14 protein-coding genes and 1 other RNA gene are annotated in these 14,860 nt (G+C 57.9%); 4 read left to right on the top strand and 11 right to left on the bottom strand.

Annotation, left to right across the window (positions count from 1 at the left end):
- Positions 1-25: 25 nt before the first annotated feature.
- Positions 26-640: a recombinase family protein gene (locus tag F753_RS41860; protein ID WP_000904941.1), complete on the top strand. Its 615-nt coding sequence runs from the start codon at positions 26-28 to the stop codon at positions 638-640.
- Positions 641-692: 52 nt separating this feature from the next.
- Here F753_RS41860 and merE read toward each other — a convergent pair whose 3' ends face one another.
- Genes merE through merT form a run of 6 tightly spaced genes read right to left on the bottom strand, consistent with a single transcriptional unit; the run spans position 693 to position 3,840 of the window.
- On the bottom strand, positions 693-929 hold the full coding sequence (gene merE, locus F753_RS41855; protein WP_001087809.1) for a broad-spectrum mercury transporter MerE: 237 nt from the start codon (positions 927-929) through the stop codon (positions 693-695).
- Positions 926-1,291 (bottom strand): mercury resistance co-regulator MerD, encoded by a 366-nt coding sequence (merD, locus tag F753_RS41850; RefSeq protein WP_003465059.1) that lies wholly within the window; start codon positions 1,289-1,291, stop codon positions 926-928. Before merD ends, merE begins: the two co-directional genes overlap by 4 nt.
- A gap of 16 nt (positions 1,292-1,307) precedes the next feature.
- Entirely contained in the window at positions 1,308-2,954 is a 1,647-nt protein-coding gene (gene merA / locus F753_RS41845) for a mercury(II) reductase (protein WP_000136268.1), read from the bottom strand.
- A complete protein-coding gene (gene merF, locus F753_RS41840) occupies positions 2,951-3,196 on the bottom strand; it encodes a mercury resistance system transport protein MerF (protein WP_023083081.1) in 246 nt (81 codons plus the stop codon). Before merF ends, merA begins: the two co-directional genes overlap by 4 nt.
- A 2-nt stretch (positions 3,197-3,198) precedes the next feature.
- Entirely contained in the window at positions 3,199-3,474 is a 276-nt protein-coding gene (gene merP, locus F753_RS41835) for a mercury resistance system periplasmic binding protein MerP (protein ID WP_000735441.1), read from the bottom strand.
- A gap of 15 nt (positions 3,475-3,489) precedes the next feature.
- Entirely contained in the window at positions 3,490-3,840 is a 351-nt protein-coding gene (gene merT, locus F753_RS41830) for a mercuric ion transporter MerT (protein ID WP_001294667.1), read from the bottom strand.
- A gap of 71 nt (positions 3,841-3,911) precedes the next feature.
- On the opposite strand from merT, the gene merR reads away from it, so the two are divergent.
- The 3 genes from merR to F753_RS41820 all read left to right on the top strand — a co-directional run bounded on the left by merR (position 3,912) and on the right by F753_RS41820 (position 6,064).
- A complete protein-coding gene (gene merR / locus F753_RS41825; protein ID WP_000429838.1) occupies positions 3,912-4,346 on the top strand; it encodes a mercury resistance transcriptional regulator MerR in 435 nt (144 codons plus the stop codon).
- A 185-nt stretch (positions 4,347-4,531) separates the two neighbouring features.
- A complete protein-coding gene (locus F753_RS49205) occupies positions 4,532-5,107 on the top strand; it encodes a recombinase family protein (RefSeq protein ID WP_023446188.1) in 576 nt (191 codons plus the stop codon).
- Between the two features lie 126 nt (positions 5,108-5,233).
- Entirely contained in the window at positions 5,234-6,064 is an 831-nt protein-coding gene (locus tag F753_RS41820) for a hypothetical protein (protein ID WP_023446187.1), read from the top strand.
- Between the two features lie 143 nt (positions 6,065-6,207).
- On the opposite strand, the gene F753_RS41815 is transcribed toward F753_RS41820, so the two are convergent.
- The 5 genes from F753_RS41815 to ssrA all read right to left on the bottom strand — a co-directional run bounded on the left by F753_RS41815 (position 6,208) and on the right by ssrA (position 14,750).
- Entirely contained in the window at positions 6,208-7,263 is a 1,056-nt protein-coding gene (locus tag F753_RS41815; protein ID WP_023446186.1) for an AAA family ATPase, read from the bottom strand.
- Complete coding sequence (locus tag F753_RS41810; protein WP_237141280.1) at positions 7,263-7,472, bottom strand: helix-turn-helix transcriptional regulator; 210 nt, start codon at positions 7,470-7,472, stop codon at positions 7,263-7,265. The genes F753_RS41815 and F753_RS41810 overlap by 1 nt, the downstream gene beginning before the upstream one ends.
- Positions 7,473-7,958: 486 nt before the next feature.
- Positions 7,959-12,854 (bottom strand): DEAD/DEAH box helicase, encoded by a 4,896-nt coding sequence (locus tag F753_RS41805; protein WP_023446184.1) that lies wholly within the window; start codon positions 12,852-12,854, stop codon positions 7,959-7,961.
- A 66-nt stretch (positions 12,855-12,920) separates the two neighbouring features.
- Positions 12,921-14,198, bottom strand: coding sequence for a tyrosine-type recombinase/integrase (locus F753_RS41800; RefSeq protein ID WP_051375893.1), 1,278 nt, complete (start codon positions 14,196-14,198; stop codon positions 12,921-12,923).
- A gap of 173 nt (positions 14,199-14,371) precedes the next feature.
- Positions 14,372-14,750, bottom strand: a transfer-messenger RNA (tmRNA) gene (gene ssrA / locus F753_RS49200).
- Positions 14,751-14,860: the final 110 nt, after the last annotated feature.

Below are 14,860 nucleotides of genomic sequence, written 5' to 3'. Positions count from 1 at the left end.
CGAGCGTATATGTGACAGGTACGACATGCTGATAGGCTACATGCGGGTATCGAAGGCGGACGGCTCCCAGGCTACCGATTTGCAGCGCGACGCGCTGATTGCCGCCGGGGTCGATCCAGTACATCTTTACGAGGACCAGGCATCCGGCATGCGCGAGGATCGGCCCGGCTTGACGAGCTGCCTGAAGGCGTTGCGAACTGGCGACACACTGGTCGTGTGGAAACTGGATCGGCTCGGACGCGACCTGCGACATCTCATCAACACCGTGCACGACCTGACTGGGCGCGGCATCGGCTTGAAGGTATTAACCGGGCACGGCGCGGCCATCGACACCACGACCGCCGCCGGCAAGCTGGTCTTTGGCATCTTCGCCGCCCTGGCCGAGTTCGAGCGCGAGTTGATCGCGGAGCGCACGATTGCCGGCCTAGCCTCGGCCCGCGCGCGCGGGCGGAAAGGCGGCCGGCCGTTCAAGATGACCGCCGCCAAGCTGCGGCTGGCGATGGCGGCAATGGGTCAGCCAGAGACCAAGGTCGGCGACCTGTGCCAGGAACTTGGCGTCACGCGGCAGACCCTGTATCGGCATGTTTCACCCAAGGGTGAGCTACGTCCAGATGGCGAGAAGCTACTCAGCCGAATTTGATGCCGGCATGAGGCAACGTAGCGACAGCGTGGTTTGTCTCAATGGGAAGCGCTCATGATCGATCTTTGAAGGCCCGCAGCAGTCGTGTCACAGACAGGACGAACAAACCGGTCAGCGTGAGGGCTGCGATACCCCAGTACTCTCCGATGAACGCGCCGGCCGTCGTGCCGGCCAGCACAATGGCGAGAATCGGCAAATGGCAGGGACAGGTGAGCACGGCCAGCGCGCCCCACAGGTAGCCGGTGATCGGTTTGTGCGTCTCGGACGGCAAGCGCTCGGGGCTGTTCATGGCAGACTCTCCGCGTGCTGTGCCGGCTCGGTCGGCATGGTGGCCAACTGCACCTCCAGATCGGCCAACGCTTCGCGCCGACGCTCGACGAACTGGCGCAGAACGGCAAGCTGCGCGGCCGCTTCATCGCCGTCCGCAGCATCCAGCGCCCGGCACAGCCGCGCCAGCGCGTCCAGGCCGATGCCCGCCTCGAAGGCCGCCCGCACGAAGCACAGCCGTTGCAAGGCGGCATCATCGAACAGGCCATAGCCGCCCGGGGTGCACGCCACCGGACGCAGCAATCCGCGCAGCAGGTAGTCGCGCACGATATGCACGCTCACCCCGGCATCAAGGGCCAGCCGGGACACGGTGTAGGCGCTCATTGAAAACCTCCTTTTTTTATCCAGCGCAGCAGGAAAGCTGCTTCACGTCCTTGTTGAAGGTCTGCGCCGCAAGCTTCAACCCCTCGACCATTGTCAGGTAGGGGAACAACTGGTCGGCCAGTTCCTGCACCGTCATGCGGTTGCGGATGGCGAGCACCGCCGTCTGGATCAGTTCGCCCGCTTCCGGGGCCACCGCCTGCACGCCGATGAGCCGTCCGCTACCTTCCTCGATGACCAGCTTGATGAAGCCGCGTGTGTCGAAGTTGGCAAGCGCTCGCGGAACGTTGTCGAGTGTCAGCGTGCGACTGTCGGTCTCGATGCCATCGTGGTGCGCTTCCGCCTCGCTGTAGCCCACGGTGGCGACTTGCGGGTCGGTGAACACCACTGCCGGCATCGCGGTCAGATTGAGGGCTGCGTCGCCGCCGGTCATGTTGATCGCGGCACGGGTGCCGGCGGCCGCTGCCACGTAGACGAACTGCGGCTGGTCGGTGCAGTCGCCGGCCGCGTAGATGTTCGGGTTGCTCGTGCGCATGCCTTGGTCGATAACGATGGCCCCTTGCGCATTGACAGTGACCCCCGCCGCGTCCAGCGCGAGGCTGCGCGTATTCGGTGCCCGACCGGTGGCAACCAGCAACTTGTCAGCGCGCAATTCACCGTGTCCGGTGGTCAGCACGAATTCGCCGTTCACATGGGCGACCTGGCTGGCTTGCGTGTGCTCCAGCACCTCGATGCCCTCGGCGCGGAAAGCGGCTGTCACGGCCTCGCCGATGGCCGGGTCTTCCCGGAAGAACAAGGTGCTGCGTGCCAGGATCGTGACCTGGCTGCCGAGCCGGGCAAAGGCTTGCGCCAGTTCCAACGCCACCACCGACGAACCGATCACGGCCAGGCGTGCGGGAATGGTGTCGCTGACAAGCGCTTCGGTGGAAGTCCAGTAGGGTGACTCTTTCAGGCCCGGAATCGGCGGCACGGCCGGACTGGCACCGGTGGCGACCAGGCAGCGGTCGAACGTTACCTCGCGCTCGCCACCCTCGTTCAAACGGACGACCAGGCTCTGGTCGTCCTTGAAACGCGCTTCACCGTGCAAAACGGTGATGGCTGGATTGCCGTCCAGGATGCCTTCGTATTTGGCGTGCCGCAGTTCATCGACACGGGCCTGCTGCTGGGCCAGCAGTTTGCTGCGGTCAATCGCAGGCACAGTTGCCGCAATACCGCCGTCGAACGGACTTTCCCGGCGCAGATGGGCAATATGGGCAGCGCGGATCATGATCTTGGACGGCACACAGCCGATATTGACGCAGGTGCCGCCGATGGTGCCGCGTTCGATCAGCGTGACCGTCGCGCCTTGCTCGACGGCCTTCAGCGCCGCCGCCATCGCGGCCCCGCCGCTGCCAATGATGGCGATATGCAAACCGGCGCCCTCAAGTGCATCACGGATTTTTGGTTCATCTTTGAAATCACCAACCCGGATCGAGCCTTGATAACCCAATGCGGCGATGGCGGCCAGCAGTTGGTTGTGGCTCACGGCGGTGTCTGCCATGACTTGCGCGCGGCTTTCTGGATAGGACACCACAGCGGCATTCACGCCGGGAATCTTTTCCAAAGCATCTTTGACATGGGTGGCGCAGGATGTGCAGGTCATGCCATTCACGGTGATTTCGGTCATTTTTTTACTCCATTGAATTTCGGGGTGCAGCAGGCATCGGCTTGGCGTTTTCGTTGGATGGCGTAGATGGTCAAGCCGATGAAAATCGCCAGCGCAGGCAGCAGCACATAGTCCAGATAGCCGGTCAGCGCGGACAAGCTGACCACACCGAGCAAAATGACCAGAACAGGGGTGAAGCAACACAGCGCCACGAGGGTTGTGCCAATGATGCTGACCCGCAGCAGTGTCTTCGGGTCTTTCATGATCAGTTCTTGACTGATGATGGGTAGCCCGCATCCTCGGTAGCCTTGGTCAGTTTCTGCACGCTGGTCTTGGCATCATCGAAGGTGACCACCGCTTCGCGCGTCTCGAAGGTCACGTCAACTTTACTGACGCCATCGACCTTGGAAATCGCCTTCTTGACAGTGATCGGACAGGCCGAGCAGGTCATGCCCGGTACGGACAGCGTAACGGTCTGGGTGGCGGCCCACACGGGGGCAACAACGGCAGCGAGGGCAAGGGCGGAAAGCAGCTTTTTCATGGTGAACTCCTGTGATCAATAGAAAAATGGCACGACGTAGGGAAATCCGAGCGCGACCAAAACCAGCACGGCCACGCCCCAGAAAATGAGCTTGTAAGTAGCTCGCACTTGGGGAATCGCGCAAACCTCACCCGGTTTGCAGGCGGCTGACGGCCGGTAGATGCGCCGCCAGGCGAAGAACAACGCCACCAGCGCCACGCCGATAAAGATGGGGCGATAGGGTTCCAACACCGTCAAGTTGCCGATCCAAGCGCCGCTGAACCCCAAGGCGATCAGAACCAGCGGCCCGAGGCAGCAAGCCGAGGCGAGGATGGCGGCCAGCCCGCCAGTGAAGAGCGCGCCGCGCCCGTTTTGAGGTTCAGACATACGTTTGTCCTTTCGAATCTGAATTGGATAGCTTAAGCTTACTTCCGTAGTTATGTACGGAGTCAAGCGATATGGAAAACAATTTGGAGAACCTGACCATTGGCGTTTTCGCCAGGACGGCCGGGGTCAATGTGGAGACCATCCGGTTCTATCAGCGCAAGGGCTTGCTCCCGGAACCGGACAAGCCTTACGGCAGCATTCGCCGCTATGGCGAGACGGATGTAACGCGGGTGCGCTTCGTGAAATCAGCCCAGCGGTTGGGCTTCAGCCTGGATGAGATCGCCGAGCTGCTGCGGCTGGAGGATGGCACCCATTGCGAGGAAGCCAGCAGCCTGGCCGAGCACAAGCTCAAGGACGTGCGCGAGAGGATGGCTGACCTGGCGCGCATGGAGGCCGTGCTGTCTGATTTGGTGTGCGCCTGCCATGCGCGGAAGGGGAACGTTTCCTGCCCGCTGATTGCGTCACTGCAAGGGAAGAAAGAACCGCGCAGTGCGGACGCGGTGTAGCCCGAGGGAACTACGCCTTAGCGTGCTTTATTTTCCGTTTTCTGAGGCGACTCCAACGTCAGAAAAGACCGTGCGGTCGACTTTTGATATTTCGTGCTGTCGCCTTCTGAAAGTGACATTCTGGGCTTGGGATTTCCCGCTTTCCTGTCACTTTTCTCATACCGAAATCAGAGTGAGAAAAACGTATGGGAAAGCGGATTGGGTACGCCCGAGTTTCGACTGATGATCAGAATCTCGACCTGCAGCGAGATGCACTTGCCTTGGCTGGGTGCTCCGTAGTTTACGAAGAGACAATGAGCGGCAAGTCAGCGGACAGGCCGGAGCTGGGGCATTGCCTCAAGGCTTTGCGCAGCGGGGACACTTTGGTCGTGTGGCGACTGGATCGTCTCGGGCGCTCTCTGCCTGATCTGGTTGGGGTCGTCAGTCGCTTAGAGCAGGAGACGGTGGCCTTCGAGTCCATAACCGAACGAATTGAAACCACCAGCGCTGCCGGCAAGCTGATATTTCATGTATTCGCTGCCCTGGCTGAGTTCGAGCGCAACCTCATTCGAGAGCGAACCCGTGCAGGACTGGCTGCGGCTCGTGCCCGTGGAAGAAAAGGTGGGCGCAAGCCTGTGCTGGATGATCGTCAGGTACGTGAGATACGAGCTCTTCTCAGAGATCCTGAGATACAGGTAACCGATGTGGCTCGACGGTATGGCGTTTCTCGAACAACGCTTTACCGCTACGTCGGTTCGCCGAAATCATCTGCGGTCGTTTAAGTGGTGGTGGTATTTTCCGCTGAAGTTGCCCAGATAATTTTGGGCGCTATGACCTGGCAGGCAAATGAAGGATGCCCCCGGCGTACTACGTGTGCCGGGCTACCACTGAATAAATAGGGAGTTTTCATGTCGGTGCTTTTTTCTGTGAAGGGATGCGTTGGTACCTTGCTACTGGCTGCGCTGGTTGGTTGCTCCAGCACCCCGAAGATCACGTTGCCAGAACCTAAAGAGGTTCCTCGTGAGAAATGGTCCGATGCCATGCTGGTTCTGGAAGCCATGCGCATCGATGGTCAGCGCGATATTCCAAGGGAAATGGTCGGGAGTGAAGTAGATAACTTGAGCGCGCTGCGGTCGGGGGGCTCTGGAAGTCTAGCGACGGCAGGTTTGGGGTACGTATCCCCACCCACAGGATTTAGCAGCGCAGGAGCAGCCTCTCTTGGCGTCGGGTTGTTCTTGCTGGGTGGTGGCAGTGCTGGTCCTGTCTATCACTACCAGGTTGCTGCGTGGGTGCCTGAGGAGCTGGCGTCTAACCCAAAGGAGGCATCTGCGTTGGTCAGGTCGGCCTGGCTGGATGCGAGAGAGAAATACTTCGGTGGAAAAATCTCAAAGTTGCGTCATGAGCCGGCTAAGTATGCTGACGGATCAGGCAAGAAATACGACAGGCTTGCAGATTTGGCTGCTGGGAACCCCGCGCCGTTCGACGCTCCGGTGAGCGCTGCGCCAGCATTCATTTCGTCAGAGAAAGCCTACGGCCCGATTTTCCTGACAGATCCCTCAGGCGAACTATTTGCTGACGCTAGCAGAGCTGATAAGGACGGCATGGATGCGCTGGCGGGTATTGCTCGTCACCTGCCCGAATGGATGTATGCATACTATCCTGGACGGAATTGGCCTAAGGACTTCCGACCTGCCGCGATTTACAACAAGAACGGCAATCTCTATTTCATTGGGAAGTAGTCGTGGTTGACCTATGCGACCGGCGTGCCGGGATTTTATCTGCAGAGTCAGGCATACAGACTCTCTCGCGAGTCGAAGGCGTTCAATAAAAACGAAGGTGCTCAACACAAGTATTGAGCACCTTCGACGTGCGTTGAGCGCCTTCAGGGAGCGGTGGGAAGCTCCCATGCCCATCCGCCCTGCATACCTGCTTTGTGTGAACGTATACCTAGCTGTTTCTGGGCTCTGCGAAGTGACGCCGAAGAAATGCAACGTTCTTCAGCTAAAGCCATCAATGCATTGATTGCAACAGGCCCAGCTTGCAACGTCTCCTCAAGAAAGCTGCACGCCTCCTGAGTAGCTGATACTGGTCTTTCGCCGTCCGCTCGCTCGATATCCGCCAAAATAGTTTCAGCACTACCTTCGACGGCCTCTCCCCACCGGATGCAGGTTGTTTCCAACTGCTCGTTTATCACTATGGGCTCAACGAAGTACTCTATCCCCCCACTATCAATCGAGACGTTGGATTTCGGTCGGACAAGCACTCGCGCTTCGGAATTTTGAGCTTTCCCAGCCACCAGTACCGTGCGAGCAAGTGCTGAGAATGCCTGGCTGCCGATTACGCGATCAGCTACGGAGGACTGGGATGTACCTTTGCTCAGGTGAGATATGCCGAGGACAGCGCAACAATGCTGCTCTGCGAAATCCACTACCATTTGTAGCCCCTGCCGAACTTCGTTTGCCCGGTGCATATCCCCACGAATGAGATTGATCAGTGGGTCGAAAATCAGCAATGAAACGCCGTCAATCCTTGCGGCCGCTTCATCCAAAAGGGAAAAGTTGGCTGCAGGATCAAACTGTCGTCTGTTCCCACGTTGATCTCTGAGCCCCTCGATAATGTGCACGCGGGTTAGGTCTGCATCTGCAGCCGTAAGGCGGGGAATGATCGTGTCAGCGATACCATCCTCGCCGCTCCAGATTACGATGTTGCCTGCTGCCTCACATTTGCTGCCGTCTGGCCAGTCACCACCTCTGCTGAGCGTGGCGGCCAGCGATATTGCCAGCGTGGTTTTGCCGCATCCACCTGCGCCGGCAAGAATGGATAACTTTGCCTTTGGCAGCCAGCCTGGCCAAATCCACTGGATTTTTTCCGCTGGAATATCGACCGCTGCTGTGAGTTCTACCATCCAGCCTGGCTGTTGAGGTGTTCGGCGCTGCATTACAGCGCCTCCCTTTGCCGAATCCAAGCTTGGACTTCGCTGTTACGCCAACCGACGCTGGAGCCGCACAAAAGGCGCTGTCGCGGGAAAAGGCCTTCCGATATTTTGCGATAGATCGTTGAGCGTTTTAGGCCGACGATTGCCTCGACATCGCGCAAACGAAGAATTTTGTCATCGTCGCCGACGTCGTCAGAGTTGCTAACGTGCATTGCCATAGGTTTGAGTCCTAGGTCCTGAAGCGTGAGGCAGCGTCCTCCGGCACTACTGCTAAAAAGGGTAAAAGACGGATATCGGCTGGCTATATAGCGAGCACGGGCATTTGCCACACGCATAGGAATATGCGCGTTTCCGAGATTAATGTTCGGTAGCGTCGGAGGTCGTTGTGGGCTACAGAAATTCTAGGCCGTGAGGCTTCTAGGGGCCGAACGGAATGAAGCCGTTCAGGCCGGATGCACAGATCAACCGATGGAAGTTGATGCGGCCCGTTCAGCGGATGCGAACGAGGCGAAAGTTTTTAACGTCGTTACCGGAGCGACGTGGCGGACCGTTGCGGATCGATAGAGACCGCTTGGGACGGACACTTTTTAACATGAGAGTGCCGGGCTGGCAATCAGCAGATGCTCTGCCTTGGTTGGGAAAGGGTGGCCCAACCAAGGCAGTAGTTGACTGAATGCTCAGCGTTCTATCGGGCTCAACTAGTCCTCTGTGCCGATATCGAGTTTGGGCAGCGCCTTGACGATTTTCTGGGTCTCCAGGCTGACGGTGACCACTCGCTGGAACAGTTCAAGCGGGTACCTGGGGTTACCCATGGTTTCCACAGCCCAGTCGTTGGCGTCGTTGACGATGCCGCTGGCTTTGTCTGGGCGCACGGCCTGGCGCTCCATCACCCAGTCCAGGGCTGCTTTTCCGTTGACCACGTAATCCCAGGCCGCTTCAGGAACGCCCTTGAGGGTGATGCGGTGGTTATAGATGACAGTGGTTTTGTCGCCCTTCTTGACGAACTTCATCTTCTCCACTCGGTAGTCAGCGGCGGAGAGTGTGCCTTTGGCCTCGATAGTCAGAGGGTATGGCTCGACGGTTTCGTAGTTCAGGTGAAGGTCGGCCAAAGCGCGCCCAGCCTTACTGAACGCCCAGAAGTCGGTGGCTTTCTTCACGGCCGGAATGCGTGGCAGTTCCTTGCTCAGGTTGTCGGCGTAGCGCGCGCGGTAGTCTGGCGAATGCAGAATGCCGTAAACGTAGTAGAACAGGTCTTTCTTGCTGATTTGCTCGCCTGGATAAGCGTTGCTGAAGTGAGCAAGACCAGCGTCGGTGATGGCGTCGCGGCGGCGCAGGCCACTTTCTACTGGTTCGGCAAAGAGGTCGTCTTTTGAGGCCTGGGCGGCTTCGTCGTAAAGGTAGAGGGGGAAGCATTGTGTGCCGCCGTCACTCTGCAATTCAGGTGGGCAATTTACCATCAGAGCAAGCTGACTACCTTCAGCAGGACGCTGCTTAACCATGATCAGCAAGTTCTCAGCTTTTGCGTGCGGGAAAATGCGAGGCATTTGGTAGACCATTTCATTGAAACGGCGATTGAAGTAAAGCCACTGTTTGGTGAAAGGGCGATAAAGGCTACGCACTATGCAATCAGGGTCAAAGCTATAGCTACGGTTCTTGCCCAAGTCTTGCTTCAATGCACGTGTCCAACTAATACGCGTCGGGTCAGTATCAATGAAGTCATCGACCTGCTCCTGCCTGGCCTTAGTATCCAGCTTTGGATGCGCAGCGTTGAAACGCGATACCTCGTTATTATAGAAGCCAATCATGCTGCTCATGTTGGCACCCAGCTTGGATTTTCCAGCGTTATAGGCCCAAGCATCCCGTTGGGATTTCACACCGCTGGAGTAGTTAGCGAACATCGCCAACGCGTTCTTGTCGTCCTTGTCACCTAATACGATGAACTGGCCGAAGCTGTTATCGCGTTGCTTCAACCAGTCACCGTGCTCATCAGGAACTACTTGCTGCCAATCCGGGATGCCGGCCACACTGGCATAGCTGACGATCTTCTCCAGCTTTTCTTCGCGGCTTAGATAGTCGCCAATATCGTGGAAATAGATCTGGCCGTGGGTTACCGCTTCGGGGTTCTTGACCAGTAGCGAGATGGCAATTGGGGCACGGCTGCCACTACCAAAAATCTTCCCGCCTTCCTTACGTGAGGTTTCGCCACTGGTCCGCTGGTTACCACGTAGGTGGAACACATAGAGGCTGGAGAACTCATCCACCAGGCACTTGCGTAGGCCATCTGCAGTATTGGCTTCTACGAAGCCTGCGTTGGTAACGAAACCGATGATGCCGGCATCGCCAATACGGTCACTGGCCCAGCGAATGGAGCGGATATAGCTGTCATAGAGTGCGTTTTTGTTGTTCGCGTCTGAACGAGCGGCATAGGTTGTTCGAATGCGCTCATCCAAGCTTGGATAAGGGACGTTAGCGTTGTTGGCGTTGGCGTCACCTTGGCCGACTGAATAAGGCGGATTGCCCACAATCACGCGTATATCCAAATCCTTCTGCCGCTTACGCCGGGCGCTGTTGTCCTCCAGCAGTGCGTCTACGAGGTCGTCCTTCTCATACATTTGGAAGGTATCGGTTAGGCAGATGCCTTCAAACGGGGCGTACTCGTCGATTACTTCGCCATGGTAGGCCGCTTCGATATTGATGGCGGCGATGTAGTAGGCCAGTAGTACCAGCTCGTTAGCGTGGATCTCGTGCCGGTATTTGTGCGGCAACTCTTCCGGCTTGATAAGGCCAGACTGGATCAGGCGGGTGATGAAGGTGCCGGTGCCAGTGAACGGGTCGATGATGTGGACGCCCTTGCTGCCCAGGGTTTGGCCGAACTCCTGTTGCAGCAGGTGGTTGACGCTGTGGAGGATGAAGTCCACCACTTCGACTGGGGTGTAAACGATGCCCAAGCGCTCGGTCATTTTGGGGAAGGCGTTGCGGAAGAACTTGTCGTACAGCTCAACGATGATCTTCTGCTTACCCTGGGCGTTGTCGATGCCGGCAGCACGCTGACGCACGCTGGCGTAGAACTTCTCCAGGGTATCGGCTTCCTTGGCCAGGTGGTGCTCATGTAGCGCGTCCAGCACGCCTTGCATGGCCTTGGACATGGGGTTGTGGCTGGCAAAGCTGTATTCATCGAACAGTGCATCGAACACTGGCTTGGTTACCAGGTGCTGGGCGAGCATTTCGACGATCTCGCCATCGCTGATGCTGTCGTTGAGATCATCGCGTAGCTCAGCGGCGAAGGCCTCGAAAGTCGCTCTCTCCTGGGTGTATTCAGGGTTCTCCAAAATGCCCTGGATGCGGTCGATGTGGGTGCGGGCGATCTTGGCGATATCGTTGGCCCAGTCTTCCCAGTGGTGGCGGTTGCCGCACTTGTCGACGATCTTGGCGTAGATGGCCTTCTCGATTTCCCCCACCTCATAGGCCAGCTCGGCTTGCTGGGTCATCTGGCCTTCGACATCGTACTTAGCGTGTTTCTCACCAATGCCGTACTGGCCTTTGCCTGCCTGGCCGTTGCTCGTGCCGCTAGCTTTCCTGGCCTTTTTCTCGGCCTTGTCGGTGATGGCGATGACTTCCATCTTGCGCGGGTCAGAGCCGATCAGGTCGAGCTTGTTGACCATGGCGTCGAAACTGTCGTCATGCGAGCGTAGTGCCTGAAGCACCTGCCAGACCACCTTATAGGTCTGGTTGTCGTTGAGCGCTTCGTGGGGCTCCATTCCGGCAGGAATGACCACCGGCAGCACCACATAGCCACGCTTCTTGCCCGGTGCGTTGCGCATTACCCTGCCAACGGATTGCACCACGTCGACTTGGGAATTACGCGGCGTGAGGAAGAGCACGGCGTCAAGCGCCGGTACGTCCACACCTTCAGACAGGCAGCGCACGTTGCTGAGGATGCGGCAGGTGTTGGCTGGCGGTTCTTCCTTGAGCCAGTTGAGTTTGGCTTCCTTGGCGCTGGCATTCATGCCGCCATCGACGTGTGCGGCTTCGCATATGATGCGTGAGGCTTCATCGATGTTTTCTGACTCCTGATAAGCCTCCACCACCGATTGGAACATGCTGGCGATGTTGACAGAACTGACCTTGTGCTTGGTGCCCTTGTAGTTGGGCGAGATGACTTGGCAGAAAGCGACAGCGCGCTTCATGGGCTGATCATCACCCACCAGGTTTTCGGCCAGTCCCTGCTTGGCCAGCGCCTTCCAGCAACCGACTATCTTGGCGGCGTCGTCTACCTTGAGCTGGTTGTTCTCGTCCTTCAGCATCTCCTGAAGGCGGCGGCTGATGGTGCTCTCCTCGACGGTGAGTACCAGCACCTTGTAGTCAGTCAGCAGGCCGCGCTGAACGGCCTCGGAGAAGTTGATGACGAACAGCTCTTTGCCGTACAGCGCCTCATCATCCATCGAGCACAGTGTGACTTCGCCGGACTCAGCCTTGAGCTTGGCGTTGTCGCCATAGATGCGCGGCGTGGCGGTCATGTACAGACGCTTGGTGGCGCGGATGTAGTCGGCATCATGAACGCGCACAAAGTTGCTTTCGTCATCGTCGCCAAAGGTGGCGCCCGTGGTGCGGTGTGCTTCGTCGCAGATCACCAGATCGAAAGCGGCTAGACCATGATCAGCTTGGGCGCGGCTGATCACATCGATGGAGTGATAGGTGGAGAACACCACGCTCATGTGCTCGGCATCGTGACGCTTGAGCATTTCCGCCGCGAGACGATCTGCCTTGGTAGTGGCCGGGTATCGCAGTTCATGGGTGAATACCTGAACCGCGTCATCCTCTGCTTTACGCTTCTTGCCTACGTCACTGTCGGAGCAGACGGCAAAGCTGTGGAGCGGGGTGGCGCTTTCCTGCGTCCATTCGGTAAGGGTTTGCGATAGCAGTGACAGGCTGGGCACCAGGAACAGTACACGCTTGCCCTTGCCGGCCTGCTGCTCGGCAATTTTCAGGCTGGTGAAGGTCTTGCCGGTGCCGCAAGCCATGATCAGCTTGCCACGCTCGGCCTCCTTGAGGCCTGCGGCAACGGCGTTCAGGGCGGTCTGTTGGTGATCGCGTAGCTGCTTCTTGGTTTTGAGGGCGACTGCCTGATTGGGTTGATACTTGGCCCAGTCAATTTGGCTGTCTTCCAACGCTTGTAAGTCGATCTTGCTAACTGGAGGCTGCTGGCCTTGTAGCGCATCCTCGGCGTGCTCGCTCCAGTTGTTAGTGGTAGTAACGATGACGCGGTGCGAGAACGGCGTTTTGCCCGAGGCAGTGAAGAAACTGTCGATGTCCTTCTTCTGGACTTTGTAGTCCTCGGCATACAGCTTGCACTGGATAGCGTGGTATTGGCCGGTGCCCTGGGTGCGAGCCACTAAATCAATACCCGCATCTTTGCCGCTGAGGCTTTGCTCCTTCGCCCATTCCGCATATGTCCATACCTTGTCGTACAGGTCGCGGTAGGTGGCTTCGTTGCGCAGGTAAGTGCAAACCAGCTCTTCGAAGTAAGTACCTTTTTCGCGTTCGGTGACAGAAGCGCTACGGTAGGTATTGAGCAAGGCTGATAAGGCTGACATCGGCGGGAATTCCTTTTGAACTACGCGTGGCGCATTGCAGACGCCAAATCCGCGCAGTTTAGCAATTCAGCCCGTATTGATGCGAAGCGATGGTGCTTGTACTGGCTTGAAGGGGCCGGCTGATGACATGAGCGCGCATTCAGTTTTTATCGAGTCCAAATAGTCGGCCCATGTCTGCATCATGTCGCGCCGCTCTGGCAGAAATGAGGTTCGGTCGTATGCACGTCCCAGCGGATTTTTTACCGTGTGAGCAAGCTGATGCTCCAGGAGGTCTGGGCGAAACCCCAGTACCTCAGCACCTATGGTTCTCGCGGTCGCACGAAAGCCATGCCCCGTCATCTCGTCGCCGCTGATGTCCATGCGGCGTAACGCACTAAGTACGGCATTGTTGGACATCGGCCGGTCGCCTCCTCGTGCCGAGGGGAAGGCGTACCGATGTCTGCCGGTGAGTGGTTTCAGCTCGCGCAGAACAGCGATTGCTTGCTGGCTTAGGGGAACCAAATGATCCGGGCGATCCTGTTTGGTGACAGTGAGCCCTTTCATCTTGTGGCCGGGAATCAGCCATTCGCCAGCATCCAGATTGACCTCCGACCATTCCATGTGTCGAAGGTCTCCGGGGCGGCAGAACAGCAACGGAGCCAGTTTTAACGCACAACAAACAGGCATCGTTCCGCTGTAGCTGTCCAGTGCTTTAAGCAGGGCGCCGAGCTTTTCAGGGTCGGTCACGGCAGCAAAGTGTTTCACCCGCTTGGCTGGGAGAGTACGCGAGAGATTCCCGATCTGGTTGGGTGGGGTGATGCCGGCAGCTTCGGCGAACTCGAAGATCTGTTTGTAAATCTGGGCAACACGACGCGCCGTCTCGCGAGCGCCGCGCTTGATGATGCGCTGCAGGTTTTCGACCAGCATGGGCGTGCTGATGCTGCTGATCGGGAGTTTTCCCAGCCAGGGATAGGCATTGAGCTCAAGGCGCTGCCGCACCGTGCGGGTGTATTCCGGATCCCAGGATGACTCGCGAATACTCAGCCACTGCGTGGCAACCGACTCAAACGTGTGCTGGTGATCAAGCTGGCTGACCACCTTGGCCATACGCCTTTGCAGCGAAGGGTCTTGGCCGCCGGCAAGCTGAACACGAGCGTCATCACGCTTGCGCCGGGCCTCCTGTAGGCCAACCTCAGGATAAACACCAAGCGCCAAGCGCTTTTCCTTTCCCAGAAAGCGGTACTTCAAGCGCCAGTAACGGCCTCCGTTGGGCTGCACTTCAAGGTACAAACCTTGTTCGTCGTACAGGCGGTATGGCTTGTCCTGGGGCTTGGCGTTACGGCAGTTGGTGTCTTTCAGGGGCATTGGGGGCACATCCTCTCCGAGCGAGCTGATGAGCGTTTTATGCCCCCATATGTGCCCCCGTCAACCGTGGGATGCCCTGGGATTAGGTGGGAAAACGCGGGCAAGAAAAAAGCCGTAAAGCTTTGATTTCTCTAGGCTTTACGGCTTTTCTGGGTCTTCCTGGGAAGACTAAATGGTGGAGCCGGGGGGATTTGAACCCCCGTCCGCCAGCTCTCCGCTATCGGTTCTACATGCTTAGCCAGATCTACTGAGTTAACTCCGCGCCGCCCGATTGGCAGGGTGCTTGGAGCGAGCTGTATGAGTTTTAGCCGTTACGTCTACAGCGAACTTGGCGGCGATCCTGTTCTGTCTGACAGTCATTTCGGGTTTACAGACATCCCCTAGTGACCGCTGGAGCCGAAGCTACCAGATGAAGGTTAGGCGGCTAGCGCGTACCCTTCGTAGTTGTCGTCGTTGGCAACTATAAGTTTGCAACAGTTTATTTACGAGTTCTGTTACCAACTCGGCATGCCCCTCAAGTTTTGTTACCGGCGTCGAATCCTAATCGGCCCCTGGTGACGCTTGTGGTGCTGGGCGCGAGTGTACGGCGATCTCTCTGCGCTGTCGATCAGTTTGTAGCCATGCTGGTTACAAAATGTACAGCTCGGCTGCGGCAGGATCGC

The organism is Stutzerimonas chloritidismutans AW-1, assembly GCF_000495915.1.
Lineage (GTDB): Bacteria > Pseudomonadota > Gammaproteobacteria > Pseudomonadales > Pseudomonadaceae > Stutzerimonas > Stutzerimonas chloritidismutans.
Note: the sequence above shows the minus strand (reverse complement) of the source record. Positions and strands in the feature narration are given on the sequence as shown.

Bases quoted from the DNA above. Each gene is read 5' to 3' on its own strand.
- F753_RS41860 (WP_000904941.1), top strand. From the start codon at position 26: ATGCTGATAGGCTACATGCGGGTATCGAAGGCGGACGGCTCCCAGGCT.
- merE (WP_001087809.1), bottom strand. From the start codon at position 929: ATGAACAGCCCCGAGCGCTTGCCGTCCGAGACGCACAAACCGATCACC.
- merD (WP_003465059.1), bottom strand. From the start codon at position 1,291: ATGAGCGCCTACACCGTGTCCCGGCTGGCCCTTGATGCCGGGGTGAGC.
- merA (WP_000136268.1), bottom strand. From the start codon at position 2,954: ATGACCGAAATCACCGTGAATGGCATGACCTGCACATCCTGCGCCACC.
- merF (WP_023083081.1), bottom strand. From the start codon at position 3,196: ATGAAAGACCCGAAGACACTGCTGCGGGTCAGCATCATTGGCACAACC.
- merP (WP_000735441.1), bottom strand. From the start codon at position 3,474: ATGAAAAAGCTGCTTTCCGCCCTTGCCCTCGCTGCCGTTGTTGCCCCC.
- merT (WP_001294667.1), bottom strand. From the start codon at position 3,840: ATGTCTGAACCTCAAAACGGGCGCGGCGCGCTCTTCACTGGCGGGCTG.
- merR (WP_000429838.1), top strand. From the start codon at position 3,912: ATGGAAAACAATTTGGAGAACCTGACCATTGGCGTTTTCGCCAGGACG.
- F753_RS49205 (WP_023446188.1), top strand. From the start codon at position 4,532: ATGGGAAAGCGGATTGGGTACGCCCGAGTTTCGACTGATGATCAGAAT.
- F753_RS41820 (WP_023446187.1), top strand. From the start codon at position 5,234: ATGTCGGTGCTTTTTTCTGTGAAGGGATGCGTTGGTACCTTGCTACTG.
- F753_RS41815 (WP_023446186.1), bottom strand. From the start codon at position 7,263: ATGCAGCGCCGAACACCTCAACAGCCAGGCTGGATGGTAGAACTCACA.
- F753_RS41810 (WP_237141280.1), bottom strand. From the start codon at position 7,472: ATGCACGTTAGCAACTCTGACGACGTCGGCGACGATGACAAAATTCTT.
- F753_RS41805 (WP_023446184.1), bottom strand. From the start codon at position 12,854: ATGTCAGCCTTATCAGCCTTGCTCAATACCTACCGTAGCGCTTCTGTC.
- F753_RS41800 (WP_051375893.1), bottom strand. From the start codon at position 14,198: ATGCCCCTGAAAGACACCAACTGCCGTAACGCCAAGCCCCAGGACAAG.